The organism is Amaricoccus sp. B4 (genome assembly GCF_043226085.1).
Classification (GTDB): Bacteria; Pseudomonadota; Alphaproteobacteria; order Rhodobacterales; family Rhodobacteraceae; genus Amaricoccus.
The window spans coordinates 995,044-1,013,620 of the sequence record NZ_CP171225.1 but is presented as its reverse complement, the minus strand read 5'-3'; the positions used below and the strand labels follow the sequence as shown (position 1 = coordinate 1,013,620).

Below are 18,577 nucleotides of genomic sequence, written 5' to 3'. Positions count from 1 at the left end.
GTATCCTGTAGAGCTAGGCGCTCGGGCGCTCCGGGCAAGCGGTTGCGGCTGGGGTCGGGGCGGAACGGCGGTCGCTCACGGCGATCACGGCGATGCCGGGAAGGGCGGCTGCGAGGACCATGAAGCCGAAGGCGACGCTTGCCGCAAGGCCCGCGGCCGCGCTCGCGCCGACGAACGGGAAGAGGGCCGCGGCCGCGCCTTCGCGCAGGCCCCAGCCGCTGATCGTGACGGGCAGGACCATGGTGAAGAGCACCAGAGGCACGAGCGCGAGCGTGGCAACGGGGCCCAGCACGGTGCCGGTGGCGCGTGCGCAGAAATCGAAGGCCAGCAGGTTTGCCGCGGCGGTAGCGAGGCTGAGGGTGATCTGGGCAGGAAGCACGCGGGGGCCGACAAGCGCGCGGCCGATGCTTTGGCGGAGCCCGGTGGCGGCGCGGCCCGCGCGGCCGGGCAGGCGCGGTGCGGCGGCGATGGCGGCGGCAAGGGATATGGCAATGAGAAAGAGCGCGCCGGCGGTTGCCAGGACAGGCGCGGGAAGCGCGGGGCCGCCGGGCAGGAAGATGGCCAGAAGGATGCCCGCGAGCATGAGGGCGAGGAGCCCTGCCTGGCCTGCGAGGCGTTCGAGCACCACGGCTTCGGCAGCGCGCCGGAGACCCGCTTCCGCCCGAGCCCGGACCGCGCGGCCCGCATCGCCGAGCATGCCGCCGGGGAGCGTCTGGTTCAGGATCTGCGCGAGATAGTATTCGCTGAGTGCGCGGCCGGGCGGGATGCTCTGGCCGAGCCCGCGGGCGGTCAGGCGCCAGCGCCAGGCGGAGAGGACCGTCTGCGCGGTCAGGGCAAGGAGCGCGCCGCCGAGCCAGCCGGGGTCGGCCCCCGCCAGCTGGCGCAGCGCGGCGGGGCCGTCGAGCCGCGACCAGAGCAGCCAGAGGAGCGCCACGGTCACGAGGATCCGGGCGGCGCGCGCGATCCTCAGCATCCTCATGAGGGCGGCGGCGCGCTTGCGCCTTCGGTGAAAGTGCCGAGGATGAGGTCGCGCATCCGTTCCATGGGAATGGCTTTTGCGCTCTCTGCCGGGATCAGGCCCGGGGCAATCCCCCAGCCGCGGGTGGGATCGACGAGCGCCGCGGGGCCGATGACATGGAATGGCACGTCGCGCCGGTCGTCGAGCGCGATGCCGGGCGCGGCCTGGTGATCTCCGAGGATGAAGAGGAGCGGCGGGTTCGCAGCGTGGCGCAGCACGTATTCGGTGAGGGTCTCGAGCGTGTAGGAGATGCAGTCGCGATACTGTGCCCGCACACGCTCCCTGTCGCGCCAGACGACGTCGGGCGGATCGCCCGAAACCGCCATCGCGTCGAAGACCTGGCCGTCGCCGAGCGTGTCCCAGTCGAGGAGATGCGGTACGGGCGTCCAGGGCGCGTGGGAGGAGAGGAGCGCGATCTCCGTGAAGCTGCGCCGGGGATCGCTCGGGGTGGGCAGCAGGCGGTCGGCGGCGGCAAGGGTGAACTGGTCGGGCATCGTCACCCAGTTGAACGGCTTGCCGCGGTAGCCGAGATCGGACGCGGCGAAGACCTCGTCAAAGCCCATCTGTGCCGCCTCGGGCCAGGGGCGGGTGATGCCGGGCATGACCGCGGCGGTGCGGAAGCCGGCGCGCCGGGCCTGATGGAAGAGGCTCGCCCGGCCGCTTGCCAGCGCCGCCTGATAGCGGGTCTGGTCGGTGATCTCGAGGCCATTGGCAAAGGTTGCGTGGGCAAGCCAGCTCTGGCCGCCCTGGGTGGGCGAAGTGAGGAAGCCCGAGCGCATGGCGAGCCCTGCGGCGGCAAGGCGCTCTTCGGCGGCATGAAGGAGCGGGAGATGGTCCTCTGCATAGAAGGGTGTGTCGAAGCTCGTGCGGCCGTAGCTCTCGACGAAGATCACCATCACGTCGCGGTCGATCCGGTTCATGAGGCCGGTGGCGCCGCCGAAGCGATCCTCGGCGGCGGCGACGCGGAAGGCGCGCAGCTCCGTCACGGTGCGCTGGGCGAGGGCCGCCCGCGCAAGGACGAAGCGCGTGGTGTCGGTGTCGCCAGCCCAGGCGAGTGGCAGGTGCCATTTGCCCGCGGCATGGCCAGCCTGGGTCGCGAAGAGGGCGACAGAGGCCGCAAGGGCACCTGCGGCGAGACGCGGATGCCGGGGTGGCCGAAGCCGCGCCCAGACGCCGGTCGCCCACCAGAGCCCCGCGGCGAGGAGGAGGGCGAGGAGGACTGCACCGACCACCGCGGCGGCGGCCGCGGCAGGCCCGACCGCCCCGGCAACAAGCCGCACCGAGGCGTCGACCAGCGGCAGGTCGGCCACCGGATTGAAGGGGCGCCCGAGCGCGCTCCGCATCGCGAGATCGGCAAGCTTGAGCAGGGTGATGCCCGTGAGCAGGAGGGTAAGGCCGCCGCGCAGCGCGCGCCCGGCGCGGCCGTCTCCCATGGCCAGCAGCAGGAGCAGGATCACCGGCAGCTCGAGCGGCAGGGCGACCAGGGCTGCGGGGGTAAGCTCCCCCGGGAGGTCGGGCATGACGAGCAGAAGATGGAGAAATGCCGCGGCGGCCACGGCGGAGAGGATGCGGCGGACCGGCGTGCCGCTCACGGCCGGTGTCTCGCAAGCCAGAGGATGTCGGCGCCGAAGGAATACGCCAGCGCAACGGTGGCGATGCGGGCAAGCGTCACAGCGGCCTCGGGCGGCAGGGGCGGGAGCAGCAGGACGATCAGGGCTGCAAGCTGGAAGACGCAAACGGCCTTGCGGCGAAAGCGCTGGGGCAGGGGACGGGCGAGCCAGGGCCAGGGCGCCATGGCGGCGACGAAGGCATAGCGCGCGAGGCCGAGCAGCAGCACCTCCGGCCCGACGGCGGTGCCGGCGAGCGCATGGAGTGCGAGAATGAGGGCAAGGGCTGCGTCCACCTCCATGTCGAAGCGCGCGCCGAAGGCGGAGGCGAGCCCGCTCCGCCGCGCGAGCCAGCCGTCGAGCCCGTCGAGCGCCAGTGCCGTGGCGGCGATGGCGGCAACGGCCCAGCCCGCGGCGGCCCCTGCAAGAAGCGGCGGCGCCAGGGCGGCCGCGAGGGCGGCGCGGAAGAGGGTGACCCCGTTGCAGGCGCCGAAGGCCGCATGCGGGTAGTGGCGCAGCGCCAGGCGCTCGAGCCAGGCGCAGAGCAGGAGAAAGCCGGCCGCGGTCGCGATCCAGACCGCGGGGCTGCCCGGAAGGCCGAGCAGGCCGAGCCCCGCCAGTGCCGCAAGCCCGGCAAGGGCCGCAGTGTGCAACCCCGGCCGCAGGGCCGTGCTGCCGGTCGGGAGCGCCGGACCGGGCGGGCGGACGTCGAGGCTGGGATCGAGGTTGCTCATCCTGACGAGGCTATACGCGGGCGGCGGGCCGTCAAGGCATCACCGCGCGTGAGATCACGCTTGATTGAGGCCGCAACTGCGCTACCCTCCCGAAATGGTAGACAGCAACCGGATACCCTTCCGATGCCGAACGGTCTGACCGGATACCGCAGGACGGCACGCCTGTTTCATTGGGGTGTGGCGCTGCTTGTGCTCCTGATGATCCCGGCGGGCCTCGTGATGACCACGAAGGGGCTCGACCGGACCGTGCAGGACACGCTCTTCCTCTTTCACAAGAATGTCGGCGTGCTGCTCTTCTTCCTCGTTCTCGGTCGGCTGATCTACCGGCTGCGCCATGCGCCGCCGCCTCTGCCCGCGTCACTGCCGGCGTGGCAGCGGCGCGCCGCGGACCTGAGCCACAAGGGGCTCTATGCGCTGCTGCTCCTGATGCCGGTCTTCGGCTATGTGCGGGTGCGGGCGGGGCGCTTTCCGATCGAGGCGCTCGACGCGTTCGGGATCGGGACGCTGCTGCCGAAATCCGACATGCTGGCCAATACCGCGAAAGCGCTGCATTACGCCGGCGCGCTCGCGCTGATCGCGCTTCTGGGTCTGCACATCGCGGCGGCGCTCCAGCACGCGCTCATCCGCCGGGACGGGGTCTGGTCGCGCATGTGGCCGCCGCTCGGAACCGGGCGGGAGGGATAGGCTCCGCCCCCCGCGCGCATCCTTGAGCACGGGAGGCGGCAAGGCCGGGGCAAACCGGCCGCGGTCGAACGGCAGGAGGTATTTTCCATGTCTGCGGTTTCATCGGAGGGTGTCACCCTTCTGGTCGGCACCACCAAGGGCGCCTTCCTGATCGCGGGCGGCGTCGGGCGCAGCGGCTGGCGGCTTTCGGGGCCGCTTTGCGGCGGCTGGCCGATCAACCAGCTTGCCGCCGACCCGTCGACAGGCGCGCTCTGGGCCGGCGGCGGCAGCGACTGGCACGGCGCCGGGGTCTGGCGTTCGGAGGATGGCGGCGGGAGCTGGGAGCTCTGCCGCCTCACGCGCGGGCAGATGGATGACTGGGCCGAGAAGGATCCGGATTTCGCGGCGATGATCGGCTGGAACGCAGAGCCGCTCCCGTTCGGGGCGGCGTTCTCGCAGGTCTGGTCGCTCTCGCAGGCGCATGGCGTGCTCCGGGCGGGCACCAAGCCCGCGAGCCTGCTCGAAAGCCGGGACGGCGGGCGGAGCTGGGTGCGGCTCGACGGGCTCAACCGCCATCCCTCGGCGGAGAGCTGGATGCCGGGCGGGGCGGGGCTCGTGCTCCACACCATCGTTGCAGACCCGGATGTGCCCGAAAAGCTCTGGATCGGCATCTCGGCGGCGGGAGTCTTTGCCTCCGAGGATGGCGGCGAGACCTGGGAGCGGCGGAACCGGCTCTCGAACGCGGGGGCGACGCTCGAGGCTGGACATCCGGCGGGCCCGCGGGATGGTGAGGTCGGGCATTGCGTCCATAATCTCGCGCGCGCGTCCGGATCTGGTGATCTCCTCTACCAGCAGAACCACCACGGCGTCTGGCGCTCGGCCGACGGCGGCCGGAGCTGGGAGGATGTGACCGCCGGGCTGCCCTCGACCTTTGGCTTTCCGATCGCGGTGCATCCGCGCGACGGCGAGACGGTCTGGACGCTGCCGCTCAATGGCGACAGCGCCGGCCGCTTTCCACCCGATGCCGCGGCGGCGGTCTGGCGCACGCGGGACGGCGGGGCGAGCTGGACGGCACAGCGCAAGGGGCTGCCGCAGGAGAACTGCTTCTTCACCGTGCTCCGCCAGGCCATGGCGGCGGATCGGCGCGATCCGGCGGGGATCTATTTCGGCACCAACAGCGGTTCGGTCTTTGCCAGCACCGATGAAGGCGAGAGCTGGGACGAGATTGCGCGGCATCTGCCGACGGTGCTTGCCGTGGACGTGCTCGACCGGCATTGATGCCCGTGTGCGAGGAAGCAGGAAAAGAGAGCTGGCATGCAGGTGAGCGATCCGATCGGCAATGACACGCAGAAGGGAAGCTGGCTCGACGACCCGGCGCACCGGGACTGGCTCCGGCGCGAGGCGTTCCGGCAGCTTGATTTTTTCCGGGCAAGCCTGCGGCCCGATGGCGGGTTCGATGCGCTCGACGCGGCGGGGCGCGCGATGCCCGGTGTGGCGCAGGAGCTGCATGTCACGACGCGGCTCGTGCATTCCTATGCGCTCGGCAAGGCGCTGGGCGCGGACGGGTGCGATGCGATCATCGATGCGGGCATGGAGGCGCTCTGGCGGCGGCACCGCGATCCGGTGCATGGCGGCTATGTCTGGGCGGTCCGGGGCGATGCGATCGCGGATGGCACCAAGCTCGCCTACGGGCATGTCTTCGTGCTGCTGGCCGCGGCGAGCGCAAGACATGCGGGTCATCCGGATGCCGACCGGCTGCTTGCCGATGCCTCGGAGATCCTGGAGCGCCATTTCTGGGAGGAGTCGCGTGGGCTCTTCTGCGACGAGTTCCGCCGCGACTGGACGGAATTCTCGTCCTATCGCGGGATGAACGCGAACATGCACGGCGTCGAGGCGCTGCTCGCGGCCCATGAGGTGACCGGCGAGGGGATCTACCGTGACCGGGCCGGGCGGATTCTCGACTTCTTTACCGGGCGGATGGCGCCGGAGCACGGCTGGCGGATTCCCGAGCACTACACGAAGGACTGGCAGGCCGATGCGGCTTATGCGGGCAATCCGATGTTCCGGCCTGCGGGCACCACGCCGGGCCATTCCTTCGAGTTCGCGCGCCTTGCCCTGCAGCACTGGGACCTCTGCGGCCGGAGCGGGGGCAGCGCGCCGGAGCGGGCGCGGAATCTCGTGGCGCGCGCTCATGCCGATGGCTGGGATGAGGCCGCGGGCGGCGGCTATGTCTATACGCTGGGGGCCGATGGCGCGCCCGCGATCCGGTCGCGCTACTGGTGGCCGGTGACGGAGGCGATCGGGGCCGTCTCGGCGCTGCTGAAGGTGGATGGCCGCGCGGAGGACGAGGCGCTCTACCGCCGCCTCTGGCATTTCGCGGACGCCCATTTCATCGATGAGACCCGCGGCGGCTGGTTTCCCGAGATTGATGCGGCGGGCCGCCCGGCGGCGACGCAGTTCGCGGGCAAGCCCGACATCTATCACGCGCTTCAGGCGACGCTGCTGCCGCTGGTGCCCGGTCTGTCGCGGCTTCCGGACGAGCTCGAGGCCCTCGCGCGGTAGCCGGCGGGCTCAGCCCCGGCCTTCGCCGCGGTGTTCGAGCAGGTCGATCTGGATCTGCTGCAGCTCGGCCAGGCGCTCCCACTGCCGGGCGATCTGGTGGTCGATCTTCTCGTGGAGCTGGCGGATCTCGAGTTCGGCCTTGAGGTTCACCCGGTAGTCGTTCTCGGCGCGGCGGCGATCCTTCTCCTCCTGCCGCTTCTGGCTCATCATGATGATCGGCGCCTGGACGGCGGCGAGGCTCGACAGGACAAGGTTGAGCAGGATGAACGGATAGGGGTCGAAGGGGTGCGCGAGCAGCCCGGAGACGTTGAGCGCCATCCAGGCGATCAGCGTGACCGAAAAGCCGAGGATGAAGGTCCAGCTGCCGCCGAAGCTCGCAACGCGGTCGGCCATGCGCGCCCCGAGCGTGTCGGCTTCGTCCATCTCGACGGGGTTCTGCGAGACGAGTCCGCCGGTCTCGAAGCTCTCCGCCACCTGGCGTTCGAGCTGGCCGAGTTCGCCGCGCTCCTCGGCGAGCAGCTCCTCGACATAGGCGCGGCGGAAGCGGGCGAGATCGGAGCGGCAGATGAACTTGCCCGGCCCCCAGTCCGGGGTTTCCTTCGCGATCAGCGCGGAGACGCCGGGCCGCATCTGATCCCAGCTCACCAGATCCTTGCGGGCGTGCTCGCGGCCGCAGATCACGCATCTCTCACGGTGGGTCCGTTCGCGAATCAGCTTTTCCAAGATGTCCTCGTTCCAGCGGCCGGCAGTCCGGCGGGACCCTTTCTTGCCATCGGATGGCAGGGCGGTCCAGCGGATCAGAGGCTTGCGGTGATGCCGCCGTCGACGAAGAGCGTGTGGCCGTTGACGAAGGACGAGGCCTCGCCCGCGAGAAAGACCGCGGCGCCGACCAGCTCCCCGACCTCGCCCCAGCGGCCGGCCGGGGTGCGCCCCGAGAGCCATTCGGTGAAGGCGGGATCCTCGACCAGCGCCTGATTGAGCGGCGTGCGGAAATAGCCCGGTGCGATGGCGTTCACCTGGAGGCCGTGGCGGCCCCAGTCGGTCGCCATGCCGCGGGTGAGGTTGCGGACCGCGCCCTTGGTGGCGGTGTAGGGGGCGATGCCGGGCCGGGCGAGTTCGCTCTGGACCGAGGCGATGTTGATGATCTTTCCCCGCCCGCGTGCGATCATGCCGCGGGCCACCGCCTGGCCGACATAGAAGAGGCTCGAGATGTTGGTCTCGAGGAGTTGCCGCCAGCGGTCATGAGGAAAATCCTCAAGCGGCGCGCGGAACTGCATGCCGGCGTTGTTGACGAGGATGTCGATCGGCGCTTCGGCCTCGAGCGCGGCAATGGCGTCGGCGACGGCGCCGGGGTCCGTCACGTCGAAGGCTGCGGTGGCGACGGCATGGCCCTCGGCGCGGAGTGTTTCGGCCGCATCCTTCAGCCTGTCGCGGCTCCGGCCGTTCAGCACGACCTCGGCGCCATGCGTGGCCAGCCCGGCGGCGAGCGCGAAGCCGATGCCCTGGCTCGAGCCGGTGACGAGCGCGCGGTGGCCGCTGAGGTCGAAGAGGGGAAAGCTCATGAGCGGGGTCTCCTTCTCGGGGGCGCTGGCGGAGGGGAGCGGGAGTCGAACCCACCCGGGACAGGCTCGCTGCCCCAACCGGATTTGAAGTCCGGCCGCCCCACCGGGGACGATTCCCTTCCTTCGAGCGCCGCGCGGCTCAGCCGTCGAAAAGATCGGCTCGGTGCGGATTTATGCGGCGCAGATCGCCGCGGCGCAAGGTCAGGCCTTGGCGGTCGAAGAAATCGAGGATCTCGATCGCGACCTTCCGGCCGTTCTGGAGCCTGTCGCGGAAGGCGGGTGCCGCAAACCAGCCGTCCCTTGCGCAGGCCGCAACATCAAGCAAGATCCCGACCATTTCAGCAGTGACCGAGCGGTCGAAGAAATGGTCGCGGGCGATCTGGTCGGTGCGGCCGAGCTTCTGGGTGAGCTTGAAGACGCGGCGGATCTCGCGCTCCTCGATGCCGGTCTCCTTGGCAAAATCGCGTACCCGCGGTGGGCGAAAGCGGGTTTCGCCCTGAAGCTGAGGCAGAAGGCGGGTGAACAGCGCTTCGTCCTCGGGCGAGAGACGCACCTCGTGGCCGGGCAGGCGGACGAAGGCGCCGTCGAGAACGGCACGCCCGGCAAGTGCCTCCTGTCGGAGGAAGATGAGGAAGGCGTCCTTGGGCAGGCGTGGCGTGAGCGCAAGGCGCAGGCGCTCGCGGCTCATCCCGGCGAGATCGGGCTCTTCGGCGTGGAAGGCCGCGAGGGTTGCGGCCGCCCCGGTCCGGAGATCCGCAAGACAGCGCTGCGAGAGGACGAGAGCGCCGATCGGCTCGAGACCGGCGGCGGTCGTGAGCCCGGGCCCGGTCTCCGGGGCGAGCGAGCGGTCGCGGAGGAAGGCGGGGAGATCGACCGGGCCGATGGCGGCGAGGTCCGCAAGCGCGCAGGCGGGATCGGCGGTGCGGGCGGCCGCGATGCGGGCGATGCGCTCTGGGGTGCGGCGCTTGCGGGCCGGGCCCCGCAGGTCGAGGAAGCGGCCGCCGCCGATGGTGCGGCTGGCGGACACGTCGCGGAGGATGAAGCGCTCGCCCACCGCGGCGGCGATGGGGCGGTCGAGCACGAGCTGGACGAAGCCGCGCTCGCGCGGCGCAATCGGTTCGGCGAGCGGCACGATACGCGCGCCCGTCTCGACGGAGTGGCTGTGGAGACGGGCGGGGAACCATGTACCGAGCGCCCTGGGTTCGGAGCCCAGCGCGGTCAGTTCGGCATCGATCCGGTCGGTCGGGGCGTGGAGCCCGGGGGAGAGCACGACATTGCCGCGCCGGAGCGCCCCCTTGGTCACGCCCTCGCCGGTGAGGTTGAGGGCGCAGCGCTGCCCGGCGCGGCCTTCCGCCACCTGGCGGTTCTGGGCGTGAATGCCGCGGACGCGGGCGGCGAGGCCGCTCGGGCTCACGATCACCTCGTCGTCAAGGGTGACGCGGCCCGAGAGCAGGGTGCCGGTGACGATGGTTCCGGCGCCCGCGAGCGTGAAGCTGCGATCGACGGCGAGGCGGAAGGGGCCATCGGCAGGACGTGCGGCGGTCTCCGCCTCTGCCGTGGCGAGAGCGGCGCGGAGGGTCTCGACCCCTTCGCCGGTGAACACGGAGACAGGTGTCACCGGGGCGCCTGCGAGCCCGGTCGGGGCCAGAGCCTCCTGGATCTCGGCGGTAATGGCGGCGCGACGGGCTTCGTCGGCGAGATCGGCCTTGGAGAGGGCGACGATGCCGCGGGATATGCCGAGCAGATCGAGGATCGCGAGATGTTCGCGGGTCTGCGGCATCACGCCGTCGTCTGCGGCGATGACGAGGAGGGCGAAATCTATGCCACCCGCGCCCGCGAGCATGGTGTGGATGAGCCGCTCGTGGCCCGGCACGTCCACGAAACCGGTGATGGCGCCGGTGGGGGTGCAGGCGCCGAGATCGGCATAGGCAAAGCCGAGATCTATGGTGATGCCGCGCAACTTCTCCTCGGCAAGCCGGTCGGCATCGGTGCCGGTGAGCGCTTTCACCAGCGCCGTCTTGCCATGATCGATATGGCCCGCTGTTCCGACGATCATGGCGCGGGCAGCGCGTCCAGCAGGTCCGCGTCCCGTTCGAGGCAGCGCATGTCGAGGATCAGCGCGCCGTCCCGGATATGGCCGACGATCGGGCGAGGGAGTGCCCGGAGCCAGGCGGCGATCCGGTCCGGCGCATTGCCGCCGTGCCCCGTGAGCCGCAGGCCCGCGCTCGGGATCGTGTCGACCGGGAGTGCGCCGGAGCCGATCTGGCTTGCGCAGGCGCAGGGCTCGGCGGCGAAACTGAAGGGTGCGAGGCGGCGATGGACCTCCGGGGCGAGGCGCGCGGCCTGGGCTGCGATCTCGGCCTGCTGCCGGGCGAGGAGGCGGAGTGTGGGCAGGCGTTCGGCCAGTCGGTCGGGATCGCGGTAGAGCCGGAGCGTTGCCTCCAGCGCCGCGATGCGGATCTTATCGAGCCGGACTGCACGTTTCAGCGGGTTGCGGTTGATCGCGGCGATCAGATCGCGCCGTCCGACAAGAAAGCCTGCCTGCGGCCCGCCGAGCAGCTTGTCGCCTGAGAAGCTCACCAGTTCGGCGCCCTCGGCGACGGCCTCGGCCACCGTCGGCTCGCGCCTGAGGCCAAAGGCGGAGAGGTCGGCGAGCGAGCCCGAGCCGAGATCGTTGAGGAGCGGCACGCCCGCGCTGCGGGCGATGGCGGCAAGGCGCGGGGCGGGGACCTCGGCGGTGAAGCCCTCGATGCGGTAGTTCGAGGTATGGACCTTGAGGATGAGGCCAGTATCAGGTCCGAGCGCGGCTTCGTAGTCGTGGGGATGCGTGCGGTTGGTTGTGCCCACCTCGACGAGGCGGACGCCCGCCCGCGTCATGATGTCGGGCATCCGGAACGCGCCGCCGATCTCGATCAGCTCGCCGCGCGAGACGATGGCCTCGCGCCCCGCCCCGAGCGTGTTGAGCGCGATCAGCACGGCAGCGGCGTTGTTGTTGACGATGGTCGCATCCTCCGCGCCGGTGAGCTCGCAGAGCAGCCCGCGGAGATGGTCATCGCGCTGGCCGCGGCCGCCGCTTTCGAGGTCAAACTCGAGGGCGAGGGGGGCGGCCATCGCTGCGGTCGCCGCCTCGATCGCGGCCTCGGCGAGGATCGCCCGGCCGAGGTTGGTGTGGAGCACCGTACCGGTGAGGTTGAGGATCGGGCGGAGCCGCGAGTGCGCCCGGGCCGCGAGATCAGCTGCGACCTGCCCGGCGAGCCCGGCAGCGAGCCCGTCGCCCGCCTCGCCCGCACGGATCGCGCGCCGGGTCTCGTCGAGCCGGGCGCGCAAGGCGGCGAGGACCTCGGTGCGGCCGTGTTGCGCGATCAGCGCCCGGCCCGGCTCCGAGAGGAGGAACTGATCGACTGAGGGCAGCGCGCGCAAGGCCTTCATGCCGGAACCTGTTTCAGTAACCCACGAGGAAGGGATTGAACCCGCCGCGATTGAGTGCCGTCTCCTTCATCAGGAGGTCGAGACCGAGGCTTGCGACGTCGTCGGCGATCGGCTCGATCGTCGGGTTCTTCATGCTGTAGAAGATCTTCACCCAGCTCGCACATTCGCTGCAGACCTCGGCTTTCACGGTCGCATCGACCGTTTCGGCGGACCGGTAGCTGATCCCCTTGGTCGAGCCGCAGCAGAGGCATTTGATCCGGACCTCGTTCCAGCGCGTGGAGCAACCGGCACAGGCAGCATAGCGGATGTTCTCGATCCCTGGCGCGCCGGTGACGCTCGACGTGGCCGGTCGACCGCCACAGGCGGGGCAGATGCCGACATGGACCGGCACGAGCGCGCCGGCTTCGAGCTGGGCCGCGAGGCGCGCAAGGTGGATCTGCGCGGCCGCTGCTACGAAGAGATGCGGCGCGGCGCTGTCCTCGGGGATCGAATCCGTGAGCACGTTGGACATGAGCCAGCGCCTGTCCTCGGGCGGGGCCGCGGCGACGGCCTCAAGCGCCTTGCTTGCCGGATCGGGCATCGAGAGCGCGCTCGCCTCGGCACAGAGGCGCGCGAGCGTTTCAGCCAGTGCCGGATCTTCGATGAGCCGGCTCCGGTCTATCGGGGGCCGGTGGTCCGTTCGTGCTTCCGCGACCGCCCGTGCATCGAGCGGAGGAAGCGACGGCAGCTCGGCAGAGAGTCGGGCCTGAAGCTCCGAGAGCTCGCCCAGAAACGAGAGGTAGGGGCCGAGGCGGCTCGTGCCGGCGAGGAAGGCAAAGCGCTTTGCGCGGGTGGGGAAGATCTTGCCGGGATCAGGAAGAAACGCAAGCGGTGCGCTGGGAACGCCGCCCACGACCGAGGGGTCGGGCTTGATATCTGCTGTCATACTCTCACTTCCGGGCCGACCGGCCACAAGGATTGAGGTGTCTGGTCGAGCTACTCTGCCGATCCGGAGCCGCCGCGTCCAGCAAGTTCGCGCAGCCATTTCCGATGATGTTTCCAGGCCCAGCCGCCGGTGACAGTGCCGCGGGTCATCGCGCGGAGCGAGCCGCGGGTCCAGATCGCGGCATAAACGTGGAGGATGAAGACGAGGATCGCGAGTATCGCCGCGATGGAATGGACGAGCATGGCCGTCCTGCGGACGGGGATCGAGACGAGATGAGGGAAATACTGCTCCCAGATCATGACGCCGCTCGCGACGAGCAGGAGGATGAGCCCGGCCATCGCCCAGAAGACCACCTTCTGGCCGGCGTTGTACTTGCCGACTTCGGGCACGCGCTCCTCGTGACCGCTGAGGTAGTCGCCGAGATGCGTCGCCCATTGCACGTCCTCGCGCCGGGGCAGGTTGAGCCGCCACATCTGCACGAAGAGCAGGGCGAAGCTTGCGGTGAGCAGCAGGCCCGCGAGCGGGTGCAGCCAGCGCGTCGTCTGCCCGCCGCCGAAGAGGCCGGTGAGAAAGAAGAGTGCAGGGTGGAAGAGCGCAAGACCCGAGAGCAGCAGCACGACGAGCGCGGCGGCGGTGATCCAGTGGTTGATCCGGGTAAGGCCGCGGTAGCGACTGACCGCTATCGGGTCCTGCTTCTCGAGGTGATCGCCGGGAGCGGAGAAGGTGCGACCGGTCATTGTTCATCCTTTCCCTCGCCACTGCGCGCGACAAGCTCCGCGGCGTCCCATTCGTCTTCCACCGAGACCCGGTTGGCGCGGGCGAAGAGCCCGTGGAGCAGGGCGCCGGCGGCGGCGAGGCCCATGGCCGCGAGGCCGATGGATTTCGTCGCACCCTTCCAGGTCTCGACCAGCGGCGAGATCCGGGGTTCGTCGGGAAGGTTCGCGTAGAGCGACGGCTTGTCGGCGTGGTGGAGCACATACATGACGTGGGTGCCACCGACGCCCTCCGGGTCGTAGAGTCCGGCGTTCTCGTAGCCGCGCGACTTCAGGTCCTGGATCCGCTCCGCGGCATGGGCCTTCATGTCGTCCTTGGTGCCGAAGACGATCGCCTGGGTCGGACAGGCCTTGGCGCAGGCCGGGCCTTGGCCCACGGCCACGCGGTCCGAGCAGAGCGTGCACTTGTAGCTCTTGTGGGTGACCTTGCTGATGCGGGGAATGTTGAACGGGCAGCCGGTGACGCAGTAGCCGCAGCCGATGCAGTTGTCGTGGATGAAATCGACGATGCCGTTCGAATACTGCACGATGGCGCCCGGCGCGGGGCAGGCCTTGAGGCAGCCCGGATCCTCGCAATGCATGCAGCCATCCTTGCGGATCAGCCATTCGAGATCGCTCGTCTCGGGGTTCTCGTATTCCGTGAAGCGCATCAGCGTGAACATCTCGGGCGTGAGGTCGTGGGGGTTTTCGTAGACTCCCACGTTGGTCTCCAGCTCGGGATGGGTGTCGTTCCACTCGATGCAGGCCGACTGGCAGGCCTTGCAGCCGATGCATTTCGAGACGTCGATGAGCTTTGCGACCTTGGTGAGCTCGCGATCGGGCGGCGGCAGATCGGCCATGGCCGAAGCGCGCACGACGTCGCCCGCGCCGAGATTTTCCTCCATGGGCTGGACCGGCGGGTTGGCGACCGCCGTGGTTGGCTGCGGCGCGCGATCGGTCATGCCAGGGGCCCTTTCTCCACCGGTTCGATGTTGACGAGGAAGGCCTTGTATTCCGGGGTCTCGATGTTGGCGTCGCCCACGAAGGGGGTGAGGCTGTTGGGCCCGAACCCCTTGCGGGCGGCCCCCATGAAGCCCCAGTGCAGCGGAATGCCGATCACGTGCACGATCTTGCCGTCACAGGTGAGCGGCCTGATGCGCTTGGTGACCACGGCCTTGGCCCAGACCTCGCCGCGGCGGCCCCAGACCCGAACCTGAGATCCCCTGACAATGCCCTTCTCCGCCGCGAGTTCCTCACTGATCTCCACGAAGAACTCGGGCTGGAGCACCGCGTTCACCGGGTTGTGCTTGGTCCAGTAGTGGAAGTGCTCGGTGAGGCGGTAGGAGGTGCCCACATAGGGGAACTCGTCGCTGGTGCCGAGCTGGGCGAGGTCGTCATGGAAGATGCGCGAGACCGGGTTGCCGCGGATTGCCGGGTTGAGCGGGTTGGCGACCGGGCTCTCGAAGGGCTCCATGTGCGTCGGGAACGGCCCGTCGCGCATGAGCTTGCGCGAGAAGAGCCGGCCCACACCCTCGCCGGTCATGATGAAGGGCATGACCTCCTCGGGTTTCGAGGTGACGCCGATGTCGGGCACGTCGTAGCCGGTCCATTTCTCGCCGTCCCACTCGATCAGCAACCTCTCCGGATCCCAGGGCCGCCCCTGAAGGTCGGCGGAGGCGCGGTTGTAGAGGATGCGCCGGTTGAGCGGCCAGGCAAAGGACCAGTTGAGGAACATGCCTGCGTCGCCCGGGTCGGAATTGTCCCGCCGCGCCATCATGTTGCCATCCTCGTTCCAGCAGCCAGAGAAGATCCAGCAGCCGCACATGGTCGAGCCGTCGTCGCGGAGCTGGGTGAAGTTCTTCACCTGCTGGCCGGGCTTCGCGATGACGAGCGTCGGATCCTTCGCGTCGTAGACGGTGCCGAGGGCGCGGCCGTTCATCTCCCTGGCCAGTTCCTCGGGCGTCGGTTCTTCCGGGTCCGCATACTCCCAGGAGAGGTTCAGGATCGGGTCCGGGAAGGCGCCGCCTTCTGCCTCGTAGAGCTTCCTGAGCCGAAGGTGGATGTTGGCCATGATCCAGGTGTCGCGCCGCGCCTCGCCCGGCGGGGTCGCCCCAGCCCAGTGCCATTGCAGCCAGCGCCCGGAATTTACCAGCGCGCCTTCGTCCTCCGCGAAGCAGGTGGTGGGAAGCTCGAGCACCTCGGTCTGAATCGCGCCCGGGTCCACATCGTTGAAGACGCCGTGGTTTTCCCAGAAATGTGCCGTCTCGGTCTGGAGCGGGTCCATGACCACGAGCAGCCTGAGATTCGAGAGCGCCTCGGTGAGCTTCGTCCGGTTGGGGAAGGAGAGCAGCGGATTGAAGCCCTGGCAGAAGTAGAGGTTCACTTCCCCGTTCTTCATCATGTCGAACATGCGCAGGATGTCGTATGTCGGCACGTCGAGCTTGGGAAGGTAATCGTAGGCCCAGTCGTTCTCCGCCGTCGCGGCGTCGCCCCACATTGCCTTCATGAAGCTGACCATGAACTTGCGGTAGTTCTGCCAGTAGCTGGTCTGGTTCGGCCGGAGCGGCAGGTTTGCCCGGCTCGACATGTAGGTCTCGAAGTCGGGCTCGCTGTCCCTGGGAATGCTGAGATAGCCGGGGATCAGGTTCGACATGAGGCCGAGGTCGGTCAGGCCCTGGATGTTGGAGTGCCCGCGAAGTGCGTTCACCCCACCACCGCGCATGCCGACATTGCCGAGGATGAGCTGGAGCATCGCCATGCCGCGGATGTTCTGCGCGCCCTTGGAATGCTGGGTCCATCCGAGCGCATACATCGAGGTCATGACGCGGTCGGGGGCGGCACAGCCGGCGATCATCTCGCAGATCGCCGTGTAGCGCTCCTTCGGCGTGCCGCAGACCCGCTCGACGAATTCGGGGGTGTAGAGGTCGACATGCGCTTTCAGGAGGTTCCAGACGCAGCGCGGATCCTCGAGACTCGGGTCGATCTTCGCGTAACCGTCCTCGCCCATCTGGTAGTCCCAGTCGGACATGTCATAGCTGCGGGTCTCGGCGTCATAGCCGTTGAAGAGGCCGTCACTCCAGCCATACCCCTCCTTCACGAGGAAGGCGGCGTTGGTGTAGTTCTTCACATATTCCCACTGCACCTTGTCGTTCGCGATGCAGTATCGGATCACGCCCATCAGGAAGGCGATGTCCGAACCCGGCCGGATCGGTGCGTAGTAATCGGCGACACTCGCCGTGCGGGTGAAGCGTGGATCGACCACGATGAGCCGGGCGCCCCTTTGCGCCTTTGCTTCCGTCACCCATTTGAAACCGCAGGGATGCGCTTCGGCCGCATTGCCGCCCATCACCAGCACGAGGTCGGTGTTCTTGATGTCCGTCCAGGCGTTGGTCATCGCGCCGCGACCGAATGTTGGAGCCAGACTGGCCACCGTCGGTCCGTGTCAGACGCGCGCCTGATTATCAAATCCCACAATGCCGAGAGAGCGCACCACCTTGTAGGTGGTCCAGGCCGACTCGTTCGTCGAGCCCGACGCGGCGAGGAAACCCGCGGTCGTCCAGCGGTTCACCGTCACGCCCTCGGCGTTCTCCGCGATGAAGTTCGCGTCGCGGTCGTCCTTGATCGCGCGGGCGATCTTGTCGAGCGCCGCTTCCCAGGTGATGTCTTCCCACGCGGTTCCGCCCGGACGGCGGTAGCGCGGTGTGGTCGCCCGGGTCGGGGCGAGCGCGAAATCCTTGATCGCCGCCCCCTTGGGGCAGAGCGTGCCGCGGTTGGTCGGATGGTCGGCGTCGCCCTCGACGTGGAAGAGCTCGGCCTTCTCTCCGGCCCGCAGGTCGCCCTTCGAATAGAGGATGATGCCGCAGGCCACGGAGCAGTAGGTGCAGGTGTTGCGGGTCTCGGTGGTGGTCGTGAGCTTGAAGGCACGCACATGGGCGGCCTCGGCCGCCTCTGCCGCGCCGAAGCCCATCGCTCCCAGCGAGGTCCCGGCAACCCCCGCGCCCGCAAGGCCCAGAAAGCCGCGCCGCGAAAGGTCAATGTTCACGAAAATCTCCCTCTGTCATTCTCCAGTGACATGTCGGGGAATGCTCGGGCTTTCCCCGGTGCAAGTCAAGAAAGCCGGGCATCCGCCCGAAAAAGTGATCGCTCCGGCGGCTCTCCGGCCGGAGTGGCTTGCGCATGGCGTGCACCTGTTGTGATGCTGGCGGACGTTTCTGCAAGGAAGTCGGACATGACCGAAAGTCTCTCGCTCAGCGTCGCCGCGCCGGAAGCCGGCCCCTCCGCCGAGCCGCGTCTCACCTCGCTGGCCCATGGCGGCGGCTGCGGCTGCAAGATTGCACCGGGCGTGCTCGAGGGCATCCTGCGCGGAAGTGCTGCCCTGCCGGTTCCGCCGGATCTTCTGGTGGGTATCGAGACCTCGGACGATGCTGCGGTCTACCGGGTGAACGAACGGCAGGCCGTGGTGGCCACCACGGATTTCTTCATGCCGATCGTCGACGATCCGGAGGATTTCGGCCGGATCGCCGCGACCAATGCGATCAGTGATGTCTATGCCATGGGCGCGACGCCGATCCTTGCGCTTGCCATCGTCGGGATGCCGATCAACGTGCTTTCGGCGGCCACCATCGGCCGCATCCTCGACGGCGGGGCGTCAGTCGCGCGCGCAGCGGGGATTCCGGTGGCGGGTGGGCACACGATCGACTCGGTCGAGCCGATCTACGGGCTTGTCGCGCTGGGCCTGCTCGATCCGGCCCATCTCAAGCGCAATGCCGATGCCCGACCCGGCGACGTGCTGATCCTCGGCAAGCCGCTCGGGGTCGGGATCTTCTCGGCAGCCCTCAAGAAGGGCGCACTCGATGCGGCGGGCTATGCGCAGTTGATCGCGACGACGACCCGGCTCAACCGGCCCGGCCCGGATCTCGCGCGGCTGCCGGGTGTTCACGCGATGACCGATGTCACCGGCTTCGGGCTGGCTGGGCATGCGCTCGAGATGGCGCGTGGTTCGGGCTGCCGCGCCGTCATCGACTGGGCTGCCGTGCCGCTGCTCGAGGGCGCGCGGGCGCTGGCAGAGGCAGGACATGTGACCGGCGCTTCGGGACGGAACTGGGCGAGCTATGGCGCCTCGGTTGCGTTTGACCGCGAGTTTCCCGCGGTGGATCAGGCGCTTTTCTGTGACCCGCAGACGAGCGGCGGGCTGCTCGTGGCCTGCGCGCCCGAGAGTGCCGATGCAGTGCTCGGGCTCTTCCGTTCCGGTGATTTCGCGGAAGTCGCCGTGATCGGTCGGATGGAGGCCGGTGCGCCGGGGGTGACATTCGCCTGAGCTGGCGC

General features: G+C 69.2%; 15 protein-coding genes and 1 tRNA gene. 4 read left to right on the top strand and 12 right to left on the bottom strand.

The features are described 5' to 3' along the window. Positions 1–13: 13 nt before the first annotated feature. From ACF66B_RS04845 to ACF66B_RS04835, 3 genes are read right to left on the bottom strand one after another with little or no spacing between them, the layout of a single operon-like run. Entirely contained in the window at positions 14–973 is a 960-nt protein-coding gene (locus ACF66B_RS04845; RefSeq protein ID WP_392664196.1) for a lysylphosphatidylglycerol synthase transmembrane domain-containing protein, read from the bottom strand. 2 nt (positions 974–975) lie between these two features. Then, a complete protein-coding gene (locus ACF66B_RS04840; RefSeq protein WP_392664194.1) occupies positions 976–2,610 on the bottom strand; it encodes a sulfatase-like hydrolase/transferase in 1,635 nt (544 codons plus the stop codon). Continuing rightward, a complete protein-coding gene (locus tag ACF66B_RS04835; RefSeq protein ID WP_111430287.1) occupies positions 2,607–3,359 on the bottom strand; it encodes a CDP-alcohol phosphatidyltransferase family protein in 753 nt (250 codons plus the stop codon). The genes ACF66B_RS04840 and ACF66B_RS04835 overlap by 4 nt, the downstream gene beginning before the upstream one ends. Positions 3,360–3,482: 123 nt before the next feature. On the opposite strand from ACF66B_RS04835, the gene ACF66B_RS04830 reads away from it, so the two are divergent. The 3 genes from ACF66B_RS04830 (at position 3,483) to ACF66B_RS04820 (ending at position 6,584) form a co-directional block, all read left to right on the top strand. Beyond that, positions 3,483–4,043 carry a cytochrome b gene (locus tag ACF66B_RS04830; protein WP_111430288.1) on the top strand — a complete coding sequence of 187 codons (561 nt, stop codon included), beginning with the start codon at positions 3,483–3,485 and terminating at the stop codon, positions 4,041–4,043. Between the two features lie 87 nt (positions 4,044–4,130). Then, on the top strand, positions 4,131–5,300 hold the full coding sequence (locus tag ACF66B_RS04825) for an exo-alpha-sialidase (protein WP_111430289.1): 1,170 nt from the start codon (positions 4,131–4,133) through the stop codon (positions 5,298–5,300). Between the two features lie 36 nt (positions 5,301–5,336). Next, positions 5,337–6,584, top strand: a complete 1,248-nt coding sequence (locus tag ACF66B_RS04820; protein ID WP_111430290.1) for an AGE family epimerase/isomerase — start codon at positions 5,337–5,339, stop codon at positions 6,582–6,584. 9 nt (positions 6,585–6,593) lie between these two features. On the opposite strand, the gene ACF66B_RS04815 is transcribed toward ACF66B_RS04820, so the two are convergent. The 9 genes from ACF66B_RS04815 to fdnG form a co-directional block, all read right to left on the bottom strand. Continuing rightward, on the bottom strand, positions 6,594–7,307 hold the full coding sequence (locus ACF66B_RS04815; RefSeq protein WP_392664190.1) for a DUF1003 domain-containing protein: 714 nt from the start codon (positions 7,305–7,307) through the stop codon (positions 6,594–6,596). Positions 7,308–7,381: 74 nt separating this feature from the next. Then, complete coding sequence (locus tag ACF66B_RS04810; protein ID WP_111430291.1) at positions 7,382–8,146, bottom strand: SDR family oxidoreductase; 765 nt, start codon at positions 8,144–8,146, stop codon at positions 7,382–7,384. A gap of 26 nt (positions 8,147–8,172) precedes the next feature. After that, positions 8,173–8,268: transfer RNA gene (locus ACF66B_RS04805), tRNA-Sec, on the bottom strand. A 17-nt stretch (positions 8,269–8,285) separates the two neighbouring features. Further along, positions 8,286–10,202 carry a selenocysteine-specific translation elongation factor gene (gene selB / locus ACF66B_RS04800; RefSeq protein WP_111430292.1) on the bottom strand — a complete coding sequence of 639 codons (1,917 nt, stop codon included), beginning with the start codon at positions 10,200–10,202 and terminating at the stop codon, positions 8,286–8,288. Then, positions 10,199–11,575, bottom strand: coding sequence for an L-seryl-tRNA(Sec) selenium transferase (selA, locus tag ACF66B_RS04795; RefSeq protein WP_111430293.1), 1,377 nt, complete (start codon positions 11,573–11,575; stop codon positions 10,199–10,201). The genes selB and selA overlap by 4 nt, the downstream gene beginning before the upstream one ends. 13 nt (positions 11,576–11,588) lie before the next feature. After that, complete coding sequence (gene fdhE / locus ACF66B_RS04790) at positions 11,589–12,500, bottom strand: formate dehydrogenase accessory protein FdhE (RefSeq protein ID WP_111430294.1); 912 nt, start codon at positions 12,498–12,500, stop codon at positions 11,589–11,591. A gap of 50 nt (positions 12,501–12,550) precedes the next feature. Then, positions 12,551–13,237: a formate dehydrogenase subunit gamma gene (locus tag ACF66B_RS04785; protein WP_111430295.1), complete on the bottom strand. Its 687-nt coding sequence runs from the start codon at positions 13,235–13,237 to the stop codon at positions 12,551–12,553. Beyond that, on the bottom strand, positions 13,234–14,214 hold the full coding sequence (gene fdxH / locus ACF66B_RS04780; RefSeq protein WP_111430296.1) for a formate dehydrogenase subunit beta: 981 nt from the start codon (positions 14,212–14,214) through the stop codon (positions 13,234–13,236). The genes ACF66B_RS04785 and fdxH overlap by 4 nt, the downstream gene beginning before the upstream one ends. Beyond that, positions 14,211–17,294, bottom strand: coding sequence for a formate dehydrogenase-N subunit alpha (fdnG, locus tag ACF66B_RS04775; protein ID WP_111430297.1), 3,084 nt, complete (start codon positions 17,292–17,294; stop codon positions 14,211–14,213). The genes fdxH and fdnG overlap by 4 nt, the downstream gene beginning before the upstream one ends. A gap of 186 nt (positions 17,295–17,480) precedes the next feature. Between fdnG and selD the strand changes: the two genes are divergently transcribed. Further along, positions 17,481–18,569, top strand: a complete 1,089-nt coding sequence (gene selD / locus ACF66B_RS04770) for a selenide, water dikinase SelD (protein ID WP_111430298.1) — start codon at positions 17,481–17,483, stop codon at positions 18,567–18,569. The last annotated feature ends 8 nt before the right edge of the window (positions 18,570–18,577 follow it).

Coding starts and splice junctions, on each gene's coding strand:
- ACF66B_RS04825 (WP_111430289.1), top strand. CDS start 4,131: ATGTCTGCGGTTTCATCGGAGGGTGTCACCCTTCTGGTCGGCACCACC.
- selB (WP_111430292.1), bottom strand. CDS start 10,202: ATGATCGTCGGAACAGCGGGCCATATCGATCATGGCAAGACGGCGCTG.
- ACF66B_RS04785 (WP_111430295.1), bottom strand. CDS start 13,237: ATGACCGGTCGCACCTTCTCCGCTCCCGGCGATCACCTCGAGAAGCAG.
- selA (WP_111430293.1), bottom strand. CDS start 11,575: ATGAAGGCCTTGCGCGCGCTGCCCTCAGTCGATCAGTTCCTCCTCTCG.
- selD (WP_111430298.1), top strand. CDS start 17,481: ATGACCGAAAGTCTCTCGCTCAGCGTCGCCGCGCCGGAAGCCGGCCCC.
- ACF66B_RS04835 (WP_111430287.1), bottom strand. CDS start 3,359: ATGAGCAACCTCGATCCCAGCCTCGACGTCCGCCCGCCCGGTCCGGCG.
- fdhE (WP_111430294.1), bottom strand. CDS start 12,500: ATGACAGCAGATATCAAGCCCGACCCCTCGGTCGTGGGCGGCGTTCCC.
- ACF66B_RS04810 (WP_111430291.1), bottom strand. CDS start 8,146: ATGAGCTTTCCCCTCTTCGACCTCAGCGGCCACCGCGCGCTCGTCACC.
- ACF66B_RS04820 (WP_111430290.1), top strand. CDS start 5,337: ATGCAGGTGAGCGATCCGATCGGCAATGACACGCAGAAGGGAAGCTGG.
- fdxH (WP_111430296.1), bottom strand. CDS start 14,214: ATGACCGATCGCGCGCCGCAGCCAACCACGGCGGTCGCCAACCCGCCG.
- ACF66B_RS04845 (WP_392664196.1), bottom strand. CDS start 973: ATGCTGAGGATCGCGCGCGCCGCCCGGATCCTCGTGACCGTGGCGCTC.
- ACF66B_RS04830 (WP_111430288.1), top strand. CDS start 3,483: ATGCCGAACGGTCTGACCGGATACCGCAGGACGGCACGCCTGTTTCAT.